This window comes from Mitsuaria sp. BK041 (assembly GCF_014193085.1).
GTDB lineage: Bacteria > Pseudomonadota > Gammaproteobacteria > Burkholderiales > Burkholderiaceae_C > Roseateles.
The window spans coordinates 1,864,870-1,888,424 of record NZ_JACHYT010000002.1 but is presented as its reverse complement, the minus strand read 5'-3'; the positions used below and the strand labels follow the sequence as shown (position 1 = coordinate 1,888,424).

At 70.2% G+C, this 23,555-nt stretch carries 19 protein-coding genes; 6 read left to right on the top strand and 13 right to left on the bottom strand.

Going from position 1 to position 23,555, the window contains the following annotated elements; genetic code table 11:
* The first annotated feature begins 1 nt into the window (after position 1).
* On the top strand, positions 2-2,416 hold the full coding sequence (locus FHT38_RS24145; protein ID WP_183493459.1) for a bifunctional diguanylate cyclase/phosphodiesterase: 2,415 nt from the start codon (positions 2-4) through the stop codon (positions 2,414-2,416).
* 76 nt (positions 2,417-2,492) lie between these two features.
* Here the strand turns inward: FHT38_RS24145 and FHT38_RS24140 are convergent, their stop codons facing one another.
* The 5 genes from FHT38_RS24140 to FHT38_RS24120 are packed head-to-tail and all read right to left on the bottom strand — an operon-like array spanning position 2,493 to position 7,332.
* Positions 2,493-2,993, bottom strand: a complete 501-nt coding sequence (locus FHT38_RS24140; protein ID WP_183493458.1) for a CinA family protein — start codon at positions 2,991-2,993, stop codon at positions 2,493-2,495.
* A gap of 56 nt (positions 2,994-3,049) precedes the next feature.
* Positions 3,050-3,571 carry a phosphatidylglycerophosphatase A gene (locus FHT38_RS24135; protein ID WP_183493457.1) on the bottom strand — a complete coding sequence of 174 codons (522 nt, stop codon included), beginning with the start codon at positions 3,569-3,571 and terminating at the stop codon, positions 3,050-3,052.
* Complete coding sequence (gene thiL, locus FHT38_RS24130; RefSeq protein WP_183493656.1) at positions 3,568-4,542, bottom strand: thiamine-phosphate kinase; 975 nt, start codon at positions 4,540-4,542, stop codon at positions 3,568-3,570. The genes FHT38_RS24135 and thiL overlap by 4 nt, the downstream gene beginning before the upstream one ends.
* Positions 4,543-4,579: 37 nt before the next feature.
* Positions 4,580-5,236, bottom strand: coding sequence for a response regulator transcription factor (locus tag FHT38_RS24125; RefSeq protein ID WP_091730740.1), 657 nt, complete (start codon positions 5,234-5,236; stop codon positions 4,580-4,582).
* Positions 5,233-7,332 carry a sensor histidine kinase gene (locus tag FHT38_RS24120; RefSeq protein ID WP_183483956.1) on the bottom strand — a complete coding sequence of 700 codons (2,100 nt, stop codon included), beginning with the start codon at positions 7,330-7,332 and terminating at the stop codon, positions 5,233-5,235. Before FHT38_RS24120 ends, FHT38_RS24125 begins: the two co-directional genes overlap by 4 nt.
* A 306-nt stretch (positions 7,333-7,638) precedes the next feature.
* Between FHT38_RS24120 and FHT38_RS24115 the strand changes: the two genes are divergently transcribed.
* The 3 genes from FHT38_RS24115 (at position 7,639) to FHT38_RS25505 (ending at position 10,879) form a co-directional block, all read left to right on the top strand.
* On the top strand, positions 7,639-9,936 hold the full coding sequence (locus FHT38_RS24115; protein ID WP_091730730.1) for an NADP-dependent malic enzyme: 2,298 nt from the start codon (positions 7,639-7,641) through the stop codon (positions 9,934-9,936).
* Between the two features lie 347 nt (positions 9,937-10,283).
* Positions 10,284-10,715, top strand: coding sequence for a barstar family protein (locus tag FHT38_RS24110; RefSeq protein WP_091730726.1), 432 nt, complete (start codon positions 10,284-10,286; stop codon positions 10,713-10,715).
* A 41-nt stretch (positions 10,716-10,756) separates the two neighbouring features.
* A complete protein-coding gene (locus FHT38_RS25505; protein ID WP_255488907.1) occupies positions 10,757-10,879 on the top strand; it encodes a hypothetical protein in 123 nt (40 codons plus the stop codon).
* A gap of 93 nt (positions 10,880-10,972) precedes the next feature.
* Here FHT38_RS25505 and rsmA read toward each other — a convergent pair whose 3' ends face one another.
* The 3 genes from rsmA to FHT38_RS24095 are packed head-to-tail and all read right to left on the bottom strand — an operon-like array spanning position 10,973 to position 15,584.
* Complete coding sequence (gene rsmA / locus FHT38_RS24105) at positions 10,973-11,746, bottom strand: 16S rRNA (adenine(1518)-N(6)/adenine(1519)-N(6))-dimethyltransferase RsmA (RefSeq protein ID WP_091730722.1); 774 nt, start codon at positions 11,744-11,746, stop codon at positions 10,973-10,975.
* Between the two features lie 18 nt (positions 11,747-11,764).
* Positions 11,765-13,159: a peptidylprolyl isomerase gene (locus FHT38_RS24100; RefSeq protein WP_147240452.1), complete on the bottom strand. Its 1,395-nt coding sequence runs from the start codon at positions 13,157-13,159 to the stop codon at positions 11,765-11,767.
* 10 nt (positions 13,160-13,169) lie between these two features.
* On the bottom strand, positions 13,170-15,584 hold the full coding sequence (locus FHT38_RS24095) for an LPS-assembly protein LptD (RefSeq protein WP_091730713.1): 2,415 nt from the start codon (positions 15,582-15,584) through the stop codon (positions 13,170-13,172).
* A gap of 204 nt (positions 15,585-15,788) precedes the next feature.
* Between FHT38_RS24095 and FHT38_RS24090 the strand changes: the two genes are divergently transcribed.
* Positions 15,789-16,928 (top strand): aminoglycoside phosphotransferase family protein, encoded by a 1,140-nt coding sequence (locus FHT38_RS24090; protein WP_255488906.1) that lies wholly within the window; start codon positions 15,789-15,791, stop codon positions 16,926-16,928.
* Here the strand turns inward: FHT38_RS24090 and FHT38_RS24085 are convergent, their stop codons facing one another.
* From FHT38_RS24085 to FHT38_RS24075, 3 genes are all read right to left on the bottom strand, one after another.
* On the bottom strand, positions 16,929-17,975 hold the full coding sequence (locus FHT38_RS24085; protein ID WP_091730706.1) for a LysR family transcriptional regulator: 1,047 nt from the start codon (positions 17,973-17,975) through the stop codon (positions 16,929-16,931). It lies immediately after the preceding gene.
* 142 nt (positions 17,976-18,117) lie between these two features.
* The gene (locus tag FHT38_RS24080; protein ID WP_183493455.1) at positions 18,118-19,593 is read right to left on the bottom strand and encodes a M20 family metallopeptidase; all 1,476 of its coding nucleotides are present in this window, start codon (positions 19,591-19,593) and stop codon (positions 18,118-18,120) included.
* 92 nt (positions 19,594-19,685) lie between these two features.
* Positions 19,686-20,534 (bottom strand): alpha/beta hydrolase, encoded by an 849-nt coding sequence (locus tag FHT38_RS24075; protein ID WP_091730700.1) that lies wholly within the window; start codon positions 20,532-20,534, stop codon positions 19,686-19,688.
* 66 nt (positions 20,535-20,600) lie between these two features.
* Here FHT38_RS24075 and FHT38_RS24070 point away from each other — a divergent pair, with 66 nt between their 5' ends.
* Entirely contained in the window at positions 20,601-21,587 is a 987-nt protein-coding gene (locus FHT38_RS24070; protein ID WP_183493454.1) for a succinylglutamate desuccinylase/aspartoacylase family protein, read from the top strand.
* 29 nt (positions 21,588-21,616) lie between these two features.
* Here the strand turns inward: FHT38_RS24070 and metW are convergent, their stop codons facing one another.
* Positions 21,617-22,201: a methionine biosynthesis protein MetW gene (gene metW / locus FHT38_RS24065; protein ID WP_091730690.1), complete on the bottom strand. Its 585-nt coding sequence runs from the start codon at positions 22,199-22,201 to the stop codon at positions 21,617-21,619.
* Positions 22,198-23,385 carry a homoserine O-acetyltransferase gene (locus tag FHT38_RS24060; protein ID WP_183493453.1) on the bottom strand — a complete coding sequence of 396 codons (1,188 nt, stop codon included), beginning with the start codon at positions 23,383-23,385 and terminating at the stop codon, positions 22,198-22,200. Before FHT38_RS24060 ends, metW begins: the two co-directional genes overlap by 4 nt.
* Between the last annotated feature and the right edge of the window lie 170 nt (positions 23,386-23,555).

Genomic DNA, 23,555 nt, shown 5'->3' with positions numbered 1-23,555 from the left:
CATGCGCTGGCCGGACTTCCTCAACCTGCGGCGGCTGGAGGGGCGCATCGTCGCGCTGTTCCTGGCGCTGCTGCTGGTCGTCCAGCTGCTGAACCTGGCGCTGATCAACGAAGGCATCGGCCGCAATGCGCGGGCCTCGGTGGCCGAGGAACTGGAGGCCGGCGAGCGCATCCTGGTCCAGCTGATCGACGAGGACAACGAGCAGCGCGGCCTGGTGGCCGACCTGCTGCAGTCGGACTACGGCCTGCGCCAGCTGGTCGCGGCCGGCATCCAGGGCGAGGAACTGCGCGGGATGCTGCAGGACGTCTTCACCAACCTGAGCGCGCGGGGCGACGCTTCCTTCATCGGCTACGCGGACGACAGCTTCAAGCTGGTGACCGCGACCGACCCGATCGCCGCCAAGGTCGCGCCGCTGCTGCGCGGCGTCACGCGCCAGCAGCAGGGCCGCACGCAGAGCCAGCTCCTGCTGGTGGGCGGCAAGGCCTATCAGGTCGTGGTCGCGCGGATGCGGGCCGCCGGGCTGGGCGGCTGGATCTTCACCGGCTTCGAGATGAAGAGCGACCAGCTCCAGGAGCTCAAGCGCATCGTGCGCATCCAGGGCGTGCTGCTGGCGCAATCGGCGGCGGGGCAATGGCAGGTGCTGTCGACCGTGCTGGACACGACCGCCACGGCGCGCGCGGTGCAGGCGCTGCCCACCTTGAGCGCGACGGACCGCACGGTGCAGACCTTCCATCTGGAACTGGAAGGCGAGCAGTTCCAGGCCCGCCTGCAGCCGCTCGACCATGGCGGCGATACCGACAAATCGGTGGCGGTGCTGCTGCTGCGCTCGGTGGACGAGGCCCTCGCGCCTTACCGGCGGCTGCAATGGATGCTGCTTGGCCTGAGCGTCGCCGGGGTGCTGCTGTTCGCGATCGGGGCGGTGCTGACCGCCCGCCGCATCACCGGGCCGGTGAAGGCGCTGGCCAGCGAGGCGCACAGACTGGGCCAGGGCGACTATGCGCGGCCGGTCGAGCGGCCGTCCAGCGACGAGATCGGCGACCTGGCCGAAGCCTTCGAGGCGATGCGCCAGGGCATCCGGTCGCGCGAGGAGGAGGTGAACCGGCTCGCCTTCTGGGACCCGCTGACGGACCTGCCGAACCGCGAGCAGTTCCACCAGGCGCTGGCGCGGCGCATGGCCGAGAGCGAGGTGCGCTTCTCCCTGCTGATGCTGAACCTGGACCGCTTCAAGCATGTCAACGACGTGCTGGGGCGCGCCTTCGGCGACCGGCTGCTGCGCGCGGTGGCGGACCGGCTGCAGCATTTGCTGAAGGACGAGGTGCGGCTGACCGCCCGGGTCGGCGGGGACGAGTTCGTGCTGCTGATCGAGGGCGCCGGCGCGACGCGCGCGGAGACGATCTGCAAGCGCATCCAGCGGGATTTCGAGCGCACGCTCAGCATCGACGACCAGACGGTGGACCTGTCGGCCGGGATGGGCGTGGCGCTGTATCCGCAGCACGGCCGCGATCCGATGCTGCTGCTCGCTCGGGCGGAGCTGGCGATGCATGCGGCCAAGCGCGGCCAGAGCGGCTGCGAGGTCTATGCGCCGAGCATGGACGCGGCCAGCCAGGAGTCGCTGTCGCTGCTCAGCGAGCTGCGCCACGCGATCGACGCAGGGGAACTGCGGCTGTTCCTGCAGCCCAAGGTGGATCTGCATGCGCAGAAGATCTCGGGTGCGGAGGCGCTGGTGCGCTGGCAGCATCCGTCGCGCGGGCTGGTGCCGCCGATGGCCTTCATCCCCTTCGCCGAGCAGACCGGTTTCATCCGCCAGATCACCGCGTGGGTGCTGCAGGCCTCGGCGCAGGCCTGGATGAGCCTGCAGCGCGAGGGCCTGGCGCTGCCGATCAGCGTCAACCTGTCGACGCGCGACCTGATGGACCAGGACCTGCCGATCAAGGTGGCGGACCTGGTGGCCGGCGTGCCGCCGCCGGCCCTGTGCCTGGAGATCACCGAGTCCGCGATCATGGACGACCCGCAGCGCGCGCTGCAGACGCTGGAGCAACTGCACGCGCTGGGCTTCAAGCTGTCGATCGACGACTTCGGCACCGGCTACTCGTCGCTGGCCTACCTGAAGCAGTTGTCGGTCGACGAACTCAAGATCGACCGCAGCTTCGTGATGAACATGGAGCGCGACATCGACGACGCGAAGATCGTGCGCTCGACCATCGAGCTGGCGCACAACCTGGGCCTGTCGGTCGTGGCCGAAGGCCTGGAGACCGGCAAGCAATGGACGCTGCTGCAGACGCTGGGCTGCGACCAGGGCCAGGGGTATGCGCTGTCGCGACCGATGCCGGCCGAGCAGTTCGCGCAGTGGCTGCGCGACTGGCAGCCACCGGACCTCGGCGATGCGCGCGCGAGCACGATCCTGGCCGGGCTGTGACGACGAGCCAGAGCGTCGGGTCGCTCAGGGGCTCGAGGCTTGATGTCCGGGCGGCTCGACCCCTCGAGCCAGGCGTTCAGGAGTCGCGATCCTCCAGCGCATCGCACAGCGCCTCCAGGCCCGCGCGCACCGTGCGCGCGCGGACTTCGTGGCGGTCGCCGGTGAAGTGCTCCTTCCACACGCGGATCCTGGTGCGCCCATGCATCAGCGCCAGCCACACCGTGCCCACCGGCTTGCTTTCGGTCCCGCCGCCCGGCCCGGCCACGCCGGTCACCGCGATCGCCCAGTCGATCGGCGCATGCGCGACGAGGCCACGGGCCATCTGCTCCGCCACCTCGCCGCTGACCGCGCCGTGCAGGCCGATCAGCGCCGCCGGCACGCCCAGCAACTCGGTCTTGGCCTCGTTGCTGTAGCTCACGACGCCGCGCTCGAACCATTGGCTCGACCCCGCCAGGCTGGTGCAGGCCGCGGCGATCAGCCCGCCGGTGCAGGACTCCGCGGTGCCCATGCGTTCCTTGCGCTGGATCAGCGCCAGCGCGATGCGCTCGATCAGTTCGGACTCGTCGGGAAACAGCATGGGGATCTCCTCGTCGATGGGTCTGGCATCCGTGGATGAAGGCGCGGCTCGCAGCGTCAATGCAGCGAGGCCCGCGCGCCGGCCAACACCACGAGCGTACATCCGGCGGCGACCAGATCGTCGAAGAGGATCCCGAAGCCTTGCCACACCGTCACCGGCTGCCCGGGCTCGATCTTGAAGAGACCGTCGGCCCAGCGCACCGGCCCGGGCTTGGCGGCGTCGAAGTAGCGGAACAGCGCGAAGGCGGCCAGTTGCCATCCGAAGCCCGCCGGCATCAACAGCCACAGCACGAGCCAGATCGCGATGATCTCGTCCCACACCACCGCCCCCGGGTCGCAGGTGCGCAGGTGCCGCGCCGTCACCGTTGCCGCCCACCAGCCGACCGGCAGGCTGACCGCGATCAGCACCGCCCACTGCGCCGGCGACAGCCACAGGTTCAGCACCGCGAACGCGGCCCAGCCCCACAGCGTGCCCACGGTGCCCGGCGCCTTCGGCGACAGGCCGCTGCCGAAGCCCATTGCGATCCAGTGGGCGGGGTGTCTCGCCATGAAGGCGAAGGTCGGTCGGACGGCGCTCATGACTTGAAGTGGTCGAAGCTGCGCGGCAGGTCCTGCACCGGATGCCCCAGGCCGTCGACCACGCGCAGGCCGGGGGCCGACTCGATCCGTCCGATGCGGTAGACCGGCGTGCCGGCGGCGCGGCCGGCCTCGAGGACGCGCTGGCGAGCATCGGGCGGCGCGGTGAAGACGAGTTCGTAATCGTCGCCGCCGGTCAGCAGGCACAGCCGCTGGAGGTCCTCCGGCATCGCGCCAAGCACCGCCGAGCGCGGCAGGTCCGCCAGGCGCAGCGTCGCGCCAACGTTGGAGCGCTGGAGCACGTGCCCCAGGTCGCCCGCGAGCCCGTCGGAGACGTCCACCGCGCTCGTCGCCAGGCCTCGCAGCGCCTTGCCCAGCGCCACGCGCGGCTCGGGCATCTCCATTCGCAGGCGGACTTCGTCGAACTGCGCGGCGCTCAAGGACAGCGTGCCGCGGAACACCTCCAGCGCCAGCCGCGCATCGCCCAGGGTGCCGCTGACCCAGAGGTCGTCGTCGACGCGCGCGCCCGAGCGCAGCAGCGCCTGGCCGGCGGGGACTTCGCCCATCGCGGTGATGTTGAGGTTGAGCGGCCCGGCCGTGGTGTCGCCGCCGGCCAGCACGATGCCCTGCGCATCGGCCAGCTCGAACAGCCCCTGCGCGAAACCGGCCAGGAAGGCCTCGTCGACGCGCGGCAGCGCCAGCGAGAGGAAGAAGGCCCGCGGCGTCGCGCCGCAGGCCGCCAGGTCGCTGAGATTGACCGCCAGCGCCTTGTGGCCGAGGCGCCGCGGCGAGACCGTCGACAGGAAATGCCGGCCCTCGACCAGCATGTCCGCCGTCACCAGCCATTGATGGCCGGCCGTCGGCGTCAGCAGCGCGCAGTCGTCGCCGATGCCCAGCGCCACCGCGCCGCCCTCGGTGCGGCCGGCGCGCGCGGCGCGGCCGAAGAAGCGGTCGATCAGGTCGAACTCGCCCAGCGGCCGCCCGTCCCGTCGCTCCCGCGAATCAGAAGAATCACCCATGGGCGGCATTGTCGCCGCGCAGCAGGTTGGACAACTCCACCGCGGACTTCACGTCCATCTTCTCGAACACCCGCGCGCGGTGGACCTCGACGGTGCGCACGCTGATGTTGAGCTGGTCCGCGATCAGCTTGTTGGGCAGGCCCTGCACCACCAGCTGCATGACCTCGCGCTCGCGCTCGGTCAGCTCGCCGACACGGTGTCCCAGCGCCGATTTCGCATCGCGCGCGGCGATCGCCTCGGCGCTCTGCGCCAGCGCCTGTTCGACGCGGTCGACCAGCGCGTTGTCGGAGAAAGGCTTCTCGACGAAGTCGTAGGCGCCCTGCTTCACCGCCGCCACCGCCGTGGGCACGTCGCCATGACCGGTCAGGAAGATCACCGGCAGCGTGTCCAGCAGGCCGCGCTCAATGAGCCGCTCGAACAGCGCGAGCCCGCTCATGCCCGGCATGCGCACGTCCAGCAGCAGGCAGCTGGGCGCCGACGGCCAGTCGCGTCCGCCGCGGGGCAGGCCGTCGAGCAGCGACTCGAAGGCCTCGGCGCTGCCGAAGCCCTCGGACAGCAGCCGGCGCGAGCGCAACAACCAGGCCAGCGCATCGCGCACCACATCCTCGTCGTCGACGAGGTAGACCATCGGCAGGGACTGCGGCTTCATGCGGACGACTCTCCAGATCCAGTGACGGGCAACCGGTCGGCCCCGGTGCCGGGGGCCGCGCCAGGCGCATCCTCGCACGGCAGGCTGAAGCGGAACTCGGTGCCGGTCGGCGACGCGGGGGCGACGCGGCTCTCGAAGTCCATCGCGCCGCCGTGCTGTTCCACGACCGTGCGGCACAGGCTCAGGCCCAGGCCCATGCCCTCGGTGCGGGTCGTGAAGAAGGGCGTGAACAGCTGGCGCGCGACTTCCGCCGGAATGCCCGGCCCATGGTCGACCACCGCGAAGCTCAGCCAGCGCGGCTGCAGGCGCCGCACGCGCAGCACCAGCGCGCGGTCCGCCAGCGGCGTGGGACCGTCCATCGCCTGGATCGCGTTGCGGGTGAGGTTCAGCAGCACCTGCTCGACCATCGTGCGGTCGCAGCGCACCCGCGGCAGGCCCTTGGGCAGGTCCATCTCGATGCGGGCGCCGCTCTTGCGCGCCTGCAGCCGCACCAGCGGCAGCACCGCGTCGAGCAGCTGCTCGACATGGACCCACTCGCGCGCCGCCTCGCGCCGCCGCACGAAGTCGTGGACGCTCTTGATCACGCGGCCGGCCCGCTCGGCCTGCTCGGCGATGCGGGTCACGGCCTGCCGCACCATCGCCGGCGTCTGCGGGTCGTCGGCCTCGCGCACCATCAGGTTGATCGACGCGGTCGCGTAGCTGGCGATCGCGGCCAGCGGCTGGTTCAGTTCGTGGCTGAGCAGCGAGGCCATCTCGCCGACCGTGGCCAGGCGCGCCGTCGCCTGCAGCCGGTCCGACTGCTGGCGCGACAGCTCCTCGACCTTGCGCTGCGCGCTCAGGTCCAGCACGGCGCTCATCCAGCCGGTCTGCTGGCCCTCGGCGTTGAGCAGCGGCGCCTCGTAGATCATCACCGGGAAGCGCTCGCCGGTGCTGCGCGCGAAGACCGTCTCGAAGCCCTCGCGCGGCGGCAGGCCGGCCTCCCATCTCGCCTCGCGGTCGTGATGGCGGCGCCAGTATTCCTCGATGAACTCGGGCGGCCAGTACGGCGGCGCCTGCGGCGGTCGGCCGGTGCCGACCAGCTCTTCCGCGGCGTAACCGACCATCGCGCAGAACGCCGGGTTGACGTAGCTGATGTTGCCGTCCAGGTCGCGCGCGCGCAGGCCGGTGATCAGCGAGTTCTCCATCGCCTGCCGGAACGCGAGCGACTCGGCCAGCGCGTGCTCCGCCTGCGCGCGCTTGCGCGTGTCCCGCGCCAGCACGATGACCAGCGCGAACAGCGCCAGCGACAGGCCGATCACCAGCGCCGTCGCCAGGTTGGGGATCAGCTGCGGCCGGCCGGTCGCGTTGTCCACGCGCAGCTGCAGGCTCAGGCCGGGCAGGTCGAGCAGGCGCTCGGACAGGTAGAAGCCGCTGCCGCGCGTCAGGCCGGTGCGCGCGAGCCGCGTGCCGTCGCCCTCGACGAAGGACATCTCGAAACGGCGCGCCTGCTCCTGCGAGACCGATTCCTCCAGCAGCGGTCGCAGCCCCATGGTCGCCACGACGTAGGAGCGCGGCTCGCCGGCGCGCACCCGGGGCAGGCACAGGTCGGCGACCTCCATGCCGTCGCCGCCGGGGCCCGGCACGAAGTACGAGCGCGAGAACAGCGGCGTGCCCTGGCGCAGCGCGGCGATGCAGGCGAGCTCGGTCTCGATCTGGAGCTGCTCGCGCGACAGCGTCGAGAACAGCGGCGGCGCATAGGGCGTGTCGACCGCGCGGCGCACCTGGCGCTGCTCGTCGCGCAGCTCGATGCGCAGCATGACCCGCGTCTGACGCAGCTGCGCGGCGGCGTTGCCGCGCCAGTCGTCGTCCTCGGCCCACATCAGGCCCTGCAGGCCCTGCAGGTCGCGCCCGATCAGCTGCTTGGCGCGCGCGGTCACCTCGGCGGCGGCGAGATCGGAGGCCTCCTGCGCGCGCGCAGCCTCGTGGCTCAGCGTCAGCGTCAGCAGCAGCGACTGCGCGATCAGCAGCAGTCCCACCAGCGTGCCCCACAGCAGCGCACGCCGCCAGCGCCGCGGCCGGGTGCCACGTGCCAGGGGGGTGGAAGGGGCGGACAGCATGATGGTGGGCGAAGGCAAGCAGGGACCGCGGCGCGGCGTGAAGGGGGCGTCGGGACGCGCCGCGAAGGACTTTGGAGTGCCTTGAAAGGACCTTGAAAGCCAGGTCCGGACGAGGGCCTCGCGCGCGTGCGGGGCAGGCAGTATGGCGCTCGCGCGGGCGCTCCGGATGCGCAGTTTCGCGTATGCCCCTGCGGCCCGGGCGACATGCAGCATACGCATAGTCCGCACTGTCGCCGCCGGGTCGGACTCCTACAATCGCCGACCCGGCCCACGACGGCGGACCGGTTTCAACCAGAAGAGTCCCCCATGTCCACGTCCGAAGAAAAACGCGCTCAGCTGCGCCAGGCCGCTCTCGAATATCACGAGTTCCCGACCCCCGGGAAGATCGCCATCGCCGCCACCAAGCAGCTGATCAACCAGCGTGACCTGGCGCTGGCCTACTCGCCGGGCGTGGCCGCCGCGTGCGAGGAAATCGTCGCCGACCCGGCCAACGCCTTCCGCTACACCTCGCGCGGCAACCTGGTGGCCGTGATCTCCAACGGCACCGCCGTGCTCGGCCTGGGCGACATCGGCCCGCTGGCCTCCAAGCCGGTGATGGAAGGCAAGGGCGTCCTGTTCAAGAAATTCGCCGGCATCGACGTCTTCGACCTCGAGATCGACGAGAAGCACGACCTGGACAAGCTGGTCGACGTGATCGCCGCGCTGGAGCCGACCTTCGGCGGCATCAACCTCGAGGACATCAAGGCGCCGGACTGCTTCTACGTCGAGCGCGAACTGCGCAAGCGGATGAAGATCCCCGTCTTCCACGACGACCAGCACGGCACCGCCATCGTCGTGGCCGCCGGCCTGCTCAACGGCCTGAAGGTCGCGGGCAAGGACATCCGCTCGGTGAAGCTGGTCACCTCGGGCGCCGGCGCCGCCGCCCTCGCCTGCCTGAACCTGCTGGTCAAGCTCGGCCTGCCGCGCGAGAACATCTGGGTGACCGACCTGGCCGGCGTCGTCTACGAAGGCCGCGCCGAACTGATGGACCCCGACAAGGCCGTCTACGCGCAGAAGACCGAGCTGCGCAGCCTGCGCGAGGTCATCGCCGGCGCGGACGTGTTCCTGGGCCTGTCGGCCGGCGGCGTGCTCAAGCAGGACATGGTCGCGTCGATGGCGGCCAAGCCCATCATCTTCGCGCTGGCCAATCCGAATCCGGAGATCCAGCCCGAGGACGTGCACGCGATCCGCGACGACGCGCTGATGGCCACCGGCCGCACCGACTATCCGAACCAGGTCAACAACGTCCTGTGCTTCCCCTACATCTTCCGCGGGGCCCTGGACTGCGGCGCGACGACGATCAATGACGAGATGGAGATCGCCGCCGTCCACGCGATCGCCGAGCTGGCGCAGGCCGAGCAGAGCGAGGTCGTCGCCGCCGCCTACGCCGGCGCCAACCTCAGCTTCGGCCCCGAGTACCTGATCCCCAAGCCCTTCGACCCGCGCCTGATGATGAAGATCGCCCCGGCCGTCGCGAAGGCGGCCGAGGCCTCCGGCGTGGCGCTGCGTCCGATCCAGGACATGCCGGCCTACCTGGAGAAGCTGCAGAGCTTCGTCTACGCCTCCGGCACGACGATGAAGCCGATCTTCCAGATCGCGAAGAAGGCGCAGCACAAGCGCGTCGCCTACGCCGAAGGCGAGGAGGAGCGCGTGCTGCGCGCGGTGCAGGTGGTCGTCGACGAAGGCATCGCCCGCCCGACGCTGATCGGCCGCCCGCAGGTGATCGCCCAGCGCTGCGAGCGCTTCGGCCTGCGCCTGCAGGAGGGCCGCGACTACGACGTGGTGAACACCGAGTTCGACCACCGCTATCGCGACTACTGGCAGACCTACCTCGCGATGACCGAGCGCAAGGGCGTCACGCAGCAGCTCGCCAAGATCGAGATGCGCCGCCGCCTGACGCTGATCGGCGCGATGATGCTGCACAAGGGCGAGGTCGACGGGATGCTCTGCGGCACCTGGAGCAACACCGCGATGCACCTGCAGTACATCGACCAGGTCATCGGCAAGCGCCCCGGCGTCAAGAACTTCGCCTGCATGAACGGCCTGATCCTGCCGGGCCGCCAGGTCATGCTGGTCGACACCCACGTCAACTACGACCCGACCGCCGAGCAGATCGCCGAGATCACCGTGATGGCGGCCGAGGAAATGATGCGCTTCGGCCTGCGCCCGAAGGCGGCGCTGCTGTCGCACAGCAATTTCGGCTCGAGCAACTGCCCGTCCGCGGTCAAGATGCGCGACGCGCTGGCGCTGATCAAGGACAACGCGCCCTGGCTGGAAGCCGACGGCGAAATGCACGGCGATGCCGCGCTGGACCCGCATTACCGCGAGCAGCTGGTCTCCAACAGCACCCTGACCGGCGAGGCCAACCTGCTGGTCATGCCCAACATCGACGCGGCCAACATCAGCTACAACCTGCTGAAGACGGCGGCTGGCGGCGGCATCGCCATCGGGCCGGTCCTGCTGGGCGCGGCCAAGCCGGTCCACGTGCTGACCCCGTCGGCGACCGTTCGCCGCATCGTGAACATGACGGCGCTGACCGTCGCGGACGCGAACGCGGCCCGCTGAGCGAGCGGCGATACCAGGGCCGGACCGGCCCTGGTATCGCTCATCCAAGCTGCTGGAGGGCCTTTAATCCCGACCTCCGGTCCGGCCTATAGAAAAAGTTTGTAGTGGCTCACCAGTCAATTTCCACTGGATGACTACTCACGTTTATGGGTGTTTGGGCGAATGTGTGCGCATGCTAACAATGCCGCTTTTTAAGGCATTGTGGTAGCCCCCGGCTTGAGCATTCGAGGCCCTTTCTGTACCATCTTGGTTTCAGAGTTCAGGGTTAACCCTCGCTGGCTCAGCCCTCCCCCACCGACGATCACAGGCCCCGCGGGCGCTGTTCCGGTGCACGGCCCCACCCAGACATGAGCTCGGATACCCCATCTAGGAGGAACGCGACAATGCTTTTGCAGACAGTCCGTCCCAACATCGTGCAGGCGATCAGAGCCTACCGGGTCGAGGACTTGATGCAGGCCGCGCAGGACGCCGGCCAACATTTCCTGTACGCCAACCTGTCTCCGGCCGAGACCAAACAGGACGTGCTGGAACTGATTGCCAGCAACTTCCTGTTCCCGGCGCACTTCGGCAAGAACATGGAAGCGCTGTACGACTGCATGACCAACCTGGTCCACAAGTCGGGCACGCAGCCAGGTTTCGTCGTCGTGTTGGACCAGTTGCCCGATCACGCGAAATTCGATCGGGAGGCACGCGAGCAGTTGCTCGATGTCTTCCGCGAGGCGGCCGACTTCTGGGCCGAGCGGAAGATCTCCTTCAGGTGTTTCTATTCTTTTCAGTAGCCCGCTCCCAAGAATCAGGGTCATGGGAGCGGGCGACTGAGGTGGCCCCCGAAGCGAAGCCGGTGCTCAAGAGCACCAAGACCAATCCGAACCCCAACTTCGGCATGAACATGCCGATGATGTGCAGCGCGTTCGACACGTCGATGTGGCTCAGCGCCGCTTGATGGACTGAAGCGCCGGTTCTGCGCACAAGGCCTTCCGGCGACGGAAGGCCTTTTTCATTGGGCGTCGCCGACCTTGCGCGCGCTGGCAGCCGCTCAGCCCTGGACCGCCTGCGCCAGCGCGACGAACTCGGCCACTGGCACTTCCTCGGCACGGCGCTGCAGGTCGAAGGTCCCGCCGAAGCCGCGAGCCTCCAGCCACTTCCCCAGCGAGTGCCGCAGCAACTTGCGGCGCTGGGAGAACGCCGAGGCCACCAGCTCGCTGAGCAGCGCCTCGTCGATGCGGGCGGGCGCCGACAGCGGCACCATGCGCACGATCGCCGAATCGACCCGCGGCGGCGGATCGAAGGCTTCCGGCGGCACGTCGAACAGCGCCTCGACGTCGTACCGCCATTGCAGCATCACGCTCAGCCGGCCGTAGTCCTTGCCGCCGGGTCCAGCGGCCATGCGGTCGACGACCTCCTTCTGCAGCATGAAGGTCTGGTCCACCACATGGTCCACCACGCCGAGCAGGTGGAAGAGGATCGGCGAGGAGATGTTGTAGGGCAGGTTTCCGACGACCTTCAGCTTGCGGCCCCGTTCCGCGGCCAGCGCCGCGAAGTCCACCTTCAGCACGTCGGACTCGATGACGGTCACATCGCCGCGCTTGCGCATGCGCGCGGCCAGGTCGCGGTCCAGCTCGATGACGGTGAGCGGCTGGCTCGAGGCCGGCAGCCGCTGCAGCAGCGGCAGCGTCATGGCGCCCAGCCCGGGACCGATCTCGACCATCGCCTGGTCCTCGCCCGGGCCGATGGCGTCGATGATGCCGTCGATGATGGCCTTGTCGGTCAGGAAGTGCTGGCCGAAGCGCTTGCGCGCGACATGTCCCATGAACTCAGTCCCGGCCGCTCAATCCAGCCACTCGCGCGTCTCGATGAAGGCGCGAGCGCGCATTTCCTTCATCCAGTCGTTGTACGCGTCGTCGTACTTGCGCTCGCGCAGCGCGTTGCGCGCCTGTTCGCGCAGCTGCTTGTTGTCGAGCACCACGTCGCGGCGCTCCATCACCTGGATCAAGTGGATACCGAAGCGCGACGGCACCGGGTCCGAGATGCCCTTGAGCGGCAACGCATCCATGGCCTGCTCGAACTCGGGCACGAAACCACCCGGCGACACCCAGCCCAGGTCCCCGCCTTCCTGCGCGCTGCCGTCTTCCGAGTTGGCTCTGGCCAGTTGCTCGAAGGTGGCGCGGCCGGACTCGATCGCGCGCTTGAACTCGACCAGCCGGCGCGTGGCCTGCTCCGGCGTCAGCTGCTCGGACGGGCGCAGCAGGATGTGACGCGCGCGCGTCTGCACGACCACGTTGATCGAGGCCTTGCCGGTCTGGCGCTCGATCAGCTTCATCACATGGAAACCGGCCTCGGAGCGCAGCAGTTCGGGGCGCACCTCGCCGGGCTGCAGGTCCTTGACCGCATCGACGAAGACGTCCGGCAGCTTGTCCGCCGCCCGCAGGCCGATCTCGCCGCCGCGGTTCTTGTTGGCGTCCTCCGACAGCTCGCGGGCGACCTTGGCGAAGTCCTCGCCCGCCTTCACCCGCGCCAGCGCCGATTCGGCGCGCGCCTTGCGCTCAGCCAGCACGACCGGGCCGGCGCCTTCGGGCACCGGCACCAGGATCTGCGCCACGTTCAGCTGCGCGCGGCCCTGCAACGCGGCCTGGCGCTCGTCCAGGTACTTGTCGATGTCGCCGTCGGTAACGCGGATGCGGCCCTGCACCTCGCGTTCGCGCACGCGCTCGCTCAGCATCTGGTCGCGCAGGTTCTCGCGGAAGCGCTTGAAGTCGATGCCTTCGGCGGCCAGGCGCTGGCGGAGTTCCGGCATCGTCAGCTTGTTCTGCGTGGCCACGTTCGCGACGACCCGGTCCAGCTCCGGCTCGTCGACCCGGGGACCGTTCTCGCGCGCGTAGGTGACGACCACGCGCTCGTCGATCAGGCTGTCCAGGGCCTGCTTGTGCAGCAGCTCGTTGGTCACGTTCTGGCCGCGCTGGCGGGCTTCCTCGCGCATGCGCTCGGTGCGCTGGATCACTTCCGACGCCGCCACGATGTCGGTGTTGACGATCGCCGCGATGTAGTCACCGGGCTTGAGCTGGCGCTGTTCGACGACCGGGCGATTGGGCGTCGCGGCGGCCGCCGATGCGGCCGAAGCGGCCGGGGCGGGGGCGGCTGGCCGCGTCTGCGCCGAGGATGCCGAGCCGGCCAGGGCGGCGGTCAGGGACAGGAGCGTGGCCGCCACAGGCTTGAGATGTCGCATCGAACGCAGTTCAGTCATAAGTGCCAAAAGCCGACCGCTCGGAGCTGAGCGACCGGTAACCCGGAATATTGTCTCTCAACACCTTCAGGGCATTGGAGCCCAGCGGCGACAGGCCGACCAGCTCCAGCTGCAGGATCAGCCGGGTATTGGTTTCCGCGCGACCGGTGGCCTGGCGCTCGGCACCGACACGAAGGATCCAGCAGCCCGAGTCGTATTCGGCGCCGATGACGGAATCGGTGAAGCGCTTGTCGCGCATGCTGTACTGCAGGCGGCCCGCGCCGTACCAGGCGCCGGCGCAGCCCGGTCCGCCCGCCACCGACTTGCGGTCCGGTCCGAACAGCGGCCACTGCCAGGCCAGCTCGACCTGCTCGCTCTGGCCGCGCGCCAGCCGGTAGGACGCGCTGACGGTGCGGAACGGCCCCGGCGAATAGCGCAGCCGCAGCACCGTCCGCTCGACCTTGCCGTCGGACGAGTTCAGCTGCAGCGTGCTGTCGGTCCACCAGGCCTGGTTCAGGTGGGCCGAGGCCAGCAGCACCACGTCCGAGAGGCGGTGCGTCTGCGGCGTGCCATCCGGCGTGATGCGCTGGTTGCGGAACAGGTAGCGCTGGACCATGCCCAGGCGCAGCTGTTCCTCGCCCTTCTCGTCCTCGATCCAGCGCGTGGTGGCGCCGAAGGCCAGCATGTTGGCGTCGTTGACGCGGTCCACGCCGGAGAACTGGTTCTCCGCGAAGACCGAATCGAAGTTGTAGTCGCGCGGCGCGGCGTCGAAATTGGGGATCAGGCTCTGGTCCCGGTACGGCGTGTTCACGTACAGCAGGCGCGGCTCGAGCGTCTGGCGCATCGCCTGGCCGAACAGCGAGGTGTTGCGCTCCAGGATCCAGCCGTGGTCGACGCTGAAGGTCGGGATGGTGCGACCGATCGAGCGCCGGCCGGTGGCGTCGATGGGCTGGTCCAGGTTGTAGCTGGCCGAATTGACCGACAGCTTGGGGATCAGCCACCAGGCCGCGCCGCTGAAGGGCAGGCTGACGTGACCCAGCAGGTGCATGCGCTCGCCGGTCTGGGTCTGCGAACTCAGCGCGCCGCCGGGCAGGTCGAAGCGGTTGTACTCGACCTCCAGCCCGCCTTCCAGGCGCGCGCGACGGCCGGTGGGCAGGTAGCCGGCCAGCACCGATTCATCGGCGCCGGTCTGCAGCCGCACGCCGATCTGCGGCGAGCGCTGGTAGGGCGACGCGAACTGGTCCTCCACCTGCGCAACCTGCAGCGGCTGCCACTTCTGCACCCGCGCGTAGGTCTGCATCTCGCCCCAGTTGAAGCTGAAGTCGCGCTGCGTGCGCAGGTCCGTCGACAGCAGGCGCGGCGTCTGGGACAGCATGCGGCTGCGCAGGTCCTTCCAGTAGTCGTCGTCGGAGACACGCTCGGTGTGGACGTTGTAGGTCCAGTTGGGCGTGATGTCGCCGTCGCCGTTCAGGCGCAGGTCCCAGCGCGAGCGGCCGGTCACGCGGTCGTGCGGCAGCAGCGCGTAGTCGATCTGGCCGCGATGACCGGGCTCCAGGTAGCGGAACTGGCTGTCCACGCCGGGGCCGCGCCGCGTCATGATGAAGGGCGTGATGGTCGCGTCGCGGTTGGGCGCGATGCTCCAGTAGAAGGGCTGGCTGTACTCGACGCCGCTGCGATTGTCGATGTTGACGTTGGGCGGCAGCAGGCCGGACTTGGGCTGGTCGCCGAGCGGGAAGCTCAGCGACGGCGCCGCCAGGATGGGCACGCCCAGGAAGCGCACCACCGCGTCCTTGGCCACGCCCTCGCCCGCGTCGAAGTCCAGGTTCAGGCTGCTGGTGACCAGCTCCCAATCGCGCTGGCCCTTCTTGCCGGCCTTGGCGTCCTGCAGGTCCTGCTCGCCCTTGTCCGACACCGGGCAGGTCGAGTAGGTCGCCTCGTCGGCGCGCATGCGCTGGTCGCCGAGGAAGTGCAAGGCCTTGGCGCTGCCGCTGCCGCCGGTGGCGGCGAAGAAGTAGGTCGGGCTCTCGAGCTGGCCTTCGAACTTGTCGACGAAGAGCTCCAGCTTGGGACCACGCAGCACCGCGCCGTTCTGGCTGAGCTCCACCTCGCCCTCGGCGGTGGCCAGGTCCTGCGGGTAGTCGTAGCGCAGCGTCTTCGACTTCAGCAGCATGCCGCCGTAGCGCAGCTGGACGTCGCCCTCGGCGGTCGAGGTCTGGTCCATCTCGCTGGTGATGCGGTCGGCGCTGAGCGCCATCGCGGGCCGGGCGTCCTTGCGCTTGGTCTGGTGCAGCTGCTTGACCGACTTGAGGATCAAGGGCTGGCCGGCGGACTCCTGCGCCTGCGCCGTAGACACGGAGACCGCGGGCAGCGCGACCGCCAGGGCGGCGGCCAGGGAGATCGGACGGGGTCGGGAAACCGGAGGGCGCATCAGGCGGGCAGCGTCTTGCAGAGGTCAGGCGGCCGCGCGTCGGTCGCGCCGCGCTGCCCGGGGTTTGTAGAATCATTATCCACGAGGCTCGCCGGCCGGCAGGACCGCCGAAGCGCCTTGTCACCGTCCTCCGGGGCCGCTCGCGCAGCGGCCCTTCTGCTTCCCGCCCCTGCCTCGCGCGGGCTTGCGCCCATGCCCTTGCCGATGACCGCTTCCGATCCGACCGCCGCGCCCGTGCCCTGGCCCGATGCAGACCGCGCCGCCCGTTTCCACGCCTGGATCGCGCCGCTGGTCGAGCCGCTGGGCCTGCGGCTCGAGACGCTCGCCGTCGCCAGCAGCGACGCCGGCTTCCGCCGCTACCTGCGCGTGGCAACGAGCACCGGCGGCACGCTGGTCGTCATGGACGACCCCGCGACGCCGAATCAGCTGGCCGCCTTCCTGCACGTCGGCGCGCTGATGGCCGAACGCGGCCTGCATGTGCCGCGGGTGGTGGCCCACGATGTCGCGCAGGGATTCGCGGTGATGGAGGACCTGGGCCGCCAGTCCTACATCGCGGCGCTGCTCGAGGCGCAGCGCGCGGGCGACGAGGCGCTGCCGCGGCAGCTGATGCGCGACGCCGCCCAGGCCCTGCTGCGCTGGCAGACCAGCGCCTCGGCCCGCGCCGAGGGCGCGCTGCCCGTCTTCGACGAGGCCTTCGTGCGCCGGGAGCTGCAGATCTTCGTCGACTGGTGCGTCCAGGCCCACCACGGCAAGCAGTGGAACGAGAAACAGCAGGGCTACTGGGACCGGACGGTCGCCCTGCTCGCCGCCAACATCGCGGCCCAGCCGCGCGTGCCGATGCACCGCGACTACATGCCGCGCAACCTGATGGTCTGCCCGCCGGGCGACGGCACCGGCGCCTTCGCATCGCCCGGCATCCTGGACTTCCAGGACGCGGTGATGGGGCCCGTCACCTACGACATCGCCTCGCTGCTGCGAGACGCCTTCATCTCCTGGGACGAGGCCGAGGAGCTCGACTGGGCGGTGCGCTACTGGGAAGGCGCCCGGCGCGCCGGGTTGTTCGGCCTGGATCCCGGCGGCGAGGACCCGCATGAGATGGCGCTGGACTTCGGCCTGTTCTGGCGGCGCCTGGAATGGACGGTGCTGCAGCGACAGCTGAAGATCATGGGCATCTTCTGCCGGCTCAAGCACCGCGACGGCAAGCCGCATTACGCCGAGGACCTGCCCCGCTTCTATGCCTACGTGGTCAAGACGGCGACCCGCTACATCGAGCTGTCGCCGCTGCTGCGCCTGATCGAGGACCTGCAGCCGCAGTACACCCAGACCGGCTTCAGCCTGCGCTGATCAGTCGCCGTCGGCCGGCGCCGATGCCGATGCGGCCGACGCCTTGGCGGCCCTGGCCTCGCGGGCGGCCTGGAGCGCGAGGAGCTCCTGGGCCGCCAGGTAGCTGGGGCAGCCCGCGGCGGCCAGCCACGGATCCTCGTCGCGGCCGCCGAAGATCTCGACCAGGAAGTCCATGAACGCACGGGTGCGCGCCGGGACGAACTTGCGCGTCGGCATCGCCGCCCACAGCTGGTAGCTGTAGATGCGCCACTGCGACAGCACGCGCTCGAGCGCGCCCTCCATCAGCGCGTCGCCGACGACGAAGGACGGCAGCCCCGCGATGCCCAGCCCATGCAGCGCGCAGGCGTACTTGGTGTCCACCGACGAGGTCGTCATCACCGGGCGCGACGGGATCGCGAAGAAGCTCTCGGCGGTGAGGCCGTCGGCACCGCAACGCTCGAAGGTCACGCCGCGCGACAGCTCATGGATGGGCGGCAGCATGATGTCGTGCTGCTTGAGCTCGGACGGATGCTGCGGCCGGCCGCGCCGCGCGAGGTACTCCGGCGAGGCGCACATGATCACTTCCGTGCGCGCCAGCTTGCGGGCGATGAAGTCGCCCTGCAGCGGGCTGCGCGTCGAGATGACGGTGATGTCGAAGCTCTCGTCCAGCGTGTCCACCGGCCCGGGAGCGACAAGCTCGACGCTGACCAGCGGGTACATCGCATGGAAGCGGGCCATGTGGCGCGCCAGCTGGTGGATCGCGATCGCCGGCGGCATCAGCACGCGCAGGCTGCCGCGCGGCTCGTTGGTGGCGGCGGAGGCCAGCGCCTCGGCCTCCTCGATGTCGCTGAGAATGCGGCGGCAGCGCTCCAGGTAACCCTCGCCGACATCGGTCAGCGACAGCCGCCGGGTCGTGCGGTTGAGCAGCCGCGCGCCGAGGTGCTCCTCGAGGTCGGCCACCAGCCGCGTGACCACGGCCGGCGCCAGGTCCATGGCCCGCGCCGCGCCGGCGAGGCTGCCCTCGTCGATCACGCGGGTGAAGACCCGCATCGCCTTGACCTGATCCATCCCGTCTCCTCCGGGCGACTGCCGCGGGGTTCCCGCGTCGGTCGCCTCTCTATGACTTCGCGATGCGCCGGAGACCGGCCTCAGGGTGCGCGACGGCCGGGCCGCCGCGCCGGGGGGAAGCGCCTCGGCGCCCCGTTCGTCGTCAGGGGTGCGCGGCGATCACCTGCGCCACCGCGGCGGTCAGGCGCTTGCCGTAGGGCACGTGCAGGAACTCGTTGGGGCCGTGGGCGTTGCTCTTGGGGCCCAGCACGCCGCAGACCATCATCTGCGCGGCCGGGAAGCCCTTCTGCAGCATGCTCATCAGCGGGATGGTGCCGCCCTGGCCGATGTAGCCGACCGGCTGGCCGAAATGGGCCTGGCTGGCCTCGTCCAGCGCCTGGCTGAGCCACGGCGACAGCTCCGGCGTGTTCCAGCCGGTGGCGCCATAGGCGCCGGCGCGGCCGTCCGGCACGAAGCTGACCTTGGCGTTGTAGGGCGCGTTGTCCTCGAGCAGCGCCTTGAGCTTGAGCGCGGCCTCGTTGCCGTCGATGAGCGGCGGCAGGCGCAGCGACAGCTTGAACGCGGTGTACGGGCGCAGCACGTTGCCGGCGCTCTTCAGTTCGGGGAAGCCGTCCACGCCGGTGACCGACAGCGTCGGGCGCCAGGTGCGGTTGAGCAGCACCTCGACCGAGTCCTGCGTCACCGGCAGCACCGGGCCGCCGTCCGCGCCGCAGGCCCAGGGCAGGCGCTTGTAGACCTCTTCCTTCAGGATCGCGGCGGTGGCCCGCGCCTGCTCGTGGCGCACGCCGGGGATCTCGCAGTGGAAGGACTCGGGCAGCAGGCGGCCGGTCCTGGAGTCCTCCAGCCGGTCCAGCACCTGGCGCAGGATGCGGAAGGACGAGGGCACCACGCCGGACGCGTCGCCGGAGTGGATGCCCTCGGTCAGCACCTCGACCTTCAGCACGCCGGAGACCATGCCACGCAGCGAGGTGGTCATCCACAGGCGGTCGTAGTCGCCCGCGCCGGAGTCCAGGCAGACCACCAGCGAGACATTGCCCAGCCGCGGCTTGAGCAGGTCGATGTAGGCCGGCAGGTCGTAGGAACCCGATTCCTCGCAGGCCTCGATCAGGCCGACGCAGCGCGGGCGCGGCACGCCCTGCTGGTCCAGCGCCAGCAGCGCGGTGATCGACGCGTAGATCGCGTAGCCGTCGTCGGCGCCGCCGCGGCCGTAGAGCTTGCCGTCCTCGTACTTGGGCGTCCACGGGCCCAGGTCGGCGCGCCAGCCGTTGAACTCGGGCTGCTTGTCCAGGTGGCCGTACAGGACGACGGTGTCGGTGCTGTCCGCCTTGGTCGCCGGCAGCTCGAAGAAGATGACCGGCGTGCGGCCTTCCTGGCGGATGACCTCCAGCTTCAGGCCGGGGATCTTCTTGCTTTCCACCCACTGGGCGGCGTCGCGGACGACGCGGTCGAGGTAGCCGTTGGCCTGCCAGTCGGCGTCGAACATTGGGCTCTTGGCCGGGATGGCGATGTAGTCGGTCAGCGCGGGGACGATCTCCTGGTCCCACACCTTCTCGGCGAAGGCGCCCAGGGCGCTGATTTCATCGGCTTGCAGCGGCAACGACGGGTCACGTGCGTTCATGCGGGTCTCCTGCGCGGCCGGTCGGGCCGCCGTGGCTGGGTCCGGGGTCGCGGTCGCGGCCGGTCCGGGCGGAAGGGGTGAATCGGGCGATTCTAGGAGCGTGCGCCCAGCCAGGCGCGCAGCCGGGCGAAGACCTGTTCGCGCTCAGGTTCGTTGAAGATCTCGTGCGCCAGGCCCGGGAAGGGGACGGCCTGCACCGCGCCGCCCGCGGCGGCGGCCGCGGCGAAGGCGGCGCTGCCCGCCGGGGCCACGCAGCGGTCGGCGCCGGCCCACATCAGCAGCGTCGGCGTGGTCCAGCGCGGCACCAGCGGCAGGGTGTCGGGGCCGAAGCTGGCGATCATCCGGGCCAGCGTCGGGGTGATGCGGTCGTGGACCAGCGGATCGTCCTTGTAGGCCTGGACGACCTCCGGGCTGCGCGAGACCCACGACGGATTCAGGCCGTTGCCCACGGCCAGGTGCGGCACCAGCGGCAGGGTGGCGCCCAGCAGGCCGCGCTGGAACGCCGACAGGCCGGGGTCGAGCGCCGGGGAACTGAGGATCAGCCCGTCGACCGGGCGCGACCAGGGCGCCTGCTCGAGCGCGCCGGCGACGAAGCGGGCCGCGACGGCGCCGCCCATCGAATGGCCCAGCAGGATCAGCGGGCCGCGTCCCTTGCGGTCGTCGGCGCGCAGGCCGTCGATCGCGGCGGCCAGGTCGCGCAGCAGGCTGTCGTGGGCGGGGATGTCGCCGCGCGGTCCGCCGGAGGCGCCGTGGCCGCGCTGGTCGTAGCCGGCGGCATGCCAGCCCCAGTCGTTCAGGCGCCCGGCGACGGCCTCGTAGCGCCCGATGTGCTCGCCCAGGCCGTGCACGATCAGCACGGTGCCGCGGGTGGGCAGCGACAGGTCGGCGCCCCATTCCCGCCAGTGCAGCGGGAGGCCGTCATGGCCGGTCAGAGTCTTCATGGGGCCGGAGTGTAGGATCGCCCGCGCCCAGTCTTCCCGCCGGGGACGCCCCCCGTTCCGACGACGATGACCCCTGCCCTGCTCGAGTCCTTCCCCGCCTTCAACCCGGAAGTGCGCCTGCAGCCGCCGCCCCTCGAGCGCTGGCGCCGCGGTACCGGCACGGACGTGGCGTTCGTCCACGTGCTGGACTCGGGCCGGCCGGGCCCGGTGGCGATGGTGGTGGCGCTGGTGCACGGCAACGAGCTCTGCGGCGCGATCGCGCTGGACGGACTGCTGGGTCGGTCCCTGAAGCCGCTGCGCGGCCGGCTGGTGCTGGCCTTCGCGAATGTCGAGGCCTACGGGCGCTTCAATGCGCTGACGCCGTTCGCGTCACGCTGCGTCGACGAGGACATGAACCGCGTCTGGGACGAGGCGGTTCTGCGCGGGCCGCGCGACTCGGTCGAGTTGCGCCGGGCGCGCGAGCTGGCGCCCTTCGTGGACGCGGCGGACGTGCTGCTGGACCTGCACTCGATGCAGGAGCCGGGCGCGCCGGCGCTGACCATCTGCGGCATGACCGACAAGAGCGTGCCGCTGGCCCGGGCGCTGGGACAGCCGGAGACGCTGCTGGTCGACACCGGCCATGCGGCGGGGCTGCGGATGATCGACCGCGGCAGCTTCTCGGATCCGCGGAGTCCGCGGCAGGCGGTGCTGGTCGAGTGCGGCGCGCACTGGGAGCCGGCAAGCGCCACGATGGCGACCGACGTGACGCTGCGCTTCCTGCGGCATCTGGGGATGATCGACGACGCGTGGATGGCGGCATCGCCGCGCCTGCCCACGCCGGCGCGGCAGCGGCTGGTGCGCGTCGGCGAGGGCGTGACCGCGGCATCGCCCGACTTCCGCTTCCTGCTGCCGACGCATCACCTGAAGCTCATTCCCGCGGCCGGCACACCGCTGGCCGAGGACGGCGCGCGGCGCTGGGTCACGCCGCACGACGACTGCGTGCTGATCATGCCGTCGCGGCGGGCCGGCGTGGCCGGGCAGACGATGGTGCGGCTGGGACGCTACGAGGACTGATCCCCGCCGTCACACGCGAGCGCCTGTCCTCAATCCCGGTCGAACTTGAACACCGCCATGCTGGCCATCAGGTTGGGCAGCACGCGGACCTGGCGGCCGTCCTGGACGCCGAAGCTGTCCAGCACCCGCAGGCCGCACTTGCGCGCCAGCACATGGAAGTCGGCGTAGGTGCCGACGCGGATGTTGGGCGTGTCGTACCACTGGTAGGGCAGCACGCGGGTCACCGGCATGCGGCCCGACAGCACCTGCAGCCGGTTGGGCCAGTGCGCGAAGTTGGGGAAGCTGACGATGCCGATGCGGCCCACCCGGGCGGTCTCGCGCAGCATCGCCTCGGTGTTGCGCAGGTTCTGCAGCGTCTCCAGCTGCAGCACGACGTCGAAGCTCTGGTCCTCGAAGATCGCCAGCCCTTCCTCCAGGTTGAGCTGGATCACGTTCACGCCGCGCTGCGCGCAGGCCAGCACGTTCGCGTCGTCCAACTCCACGCCGTAGCCGGTGCAGCCCTTGGTGGCCTGCAGGTGCGCCAGCAGCTCGCCGGTGCCGCAGCCCAGGTCCAGCACCCGCGACCCCGCCGGCACCAGCTCGGCAATCATGTCCATCACGGCCCGGTCGCTCATACCGCCACCCCCTGCAGGCGATGCGAGACCGCCGCCGTGCCACCGGGCACCGGCCGTTCATGCTCTCCGGCGATGCGGTCGAAATAGGCGCGCAGCACGCCGTGATAGCGCGGATCCTCGAGCAGGAAGGCGTCGTGGCCGTGCGGCGCGTCGATCTCGGCATAGGAGACGTCGCGCTTGTTGTCGAGCAGGGCCTTGACGATCTCGCGCGAGCGCGCCGGCGAGAAACGCCAGTCCGTCGTGAAGCTCACCACCAGGTACTTGCACAGCGCGCTGGCGAAGGTACGGCTCAGGTCGCCGCCGTGCTCGCGCGCCGGGTCGAAGTAGTCCAGCGCCCGCGTGATCAGCAGGTAGGTGTTGGCGTCGAAGTACTCGCTGAACTTGTCGCCCTGGTAGCGCAGGTAGCTCTCGATCTGGAACTCGATGTCCGAGGTCGAGTAGCCCAGCTCCGCGGCGCGCATCTGGCGGCCGAACTTCTCTTCCATCACGTCGTCGCTGAGGTAGGTGATGTGGCCAATCATCCGCGCCACCCGCAGGCCGCGACGCGGCACGACACCGTGTTCGTAGAAGAAGCCGTCGTGGAATTCGGGGTCGGTGATGATCGCGCGCCGCGCGACCTCGTTGAAGGCGATGTTCTGCGCCGACAGGTTGGGCGCCGTCGCCACCGCGATGCAGTGCCGCATGCGCTGCGGGTAACGCAGCGACCAGTCCAGCGCCTGCATGCCGCCCAGCGAGCCGCCCAGCACCGCCGCCAGCTGCTGGATGCCGAAGCGGTCCAGCACCCGGGCCTGGGCGTCCACCCAGTCCTGCACGGTGACGACGGGGAAGTCCTTGCCGTAGACGCGGTCGGTGGCCGGATTCAGGTGCATCGGTCCCGTGGAGCCGAAACACGAGCCCAGGTTGTTGATGCCGATGACGAAGAAGCGGTCGGTGTCCAGCGGCTTGCCCGGTCCGACCAGGTTGTCCCACCAGCCCTCGCTCTTCTCGATGCCGGCATGCGTGCCGGCCACGTGGTGGCTGGCGTTCAGCGCGTGGCAGACCAGCACCGCGTTGGACTTGTCCTCGTTCAGGCGGCCGTAGGTCTCGACCATCAATTCGTAGCCCGCGATGCGGGCGCCGCTGCGCAGGGTCAGCGGCTCGTCGAACAACAAGCGCTGCGGTGTGACGTCACCGACAGATCCCATGAAACACCCCAAAAAAGCAAAACCCGGCGCCGCGCTTGAAGCGGAACACCGGGTCTCGATCCGTGGATCGGGTGTCCCTCTTTAGCTGCATTTCTTGGGCGCCCGCAAGCCGGACAAATCGGCGCCATGGGGCGGGAGTATAGCCACGCCTCCGGAGCCCGCCGCCCCGG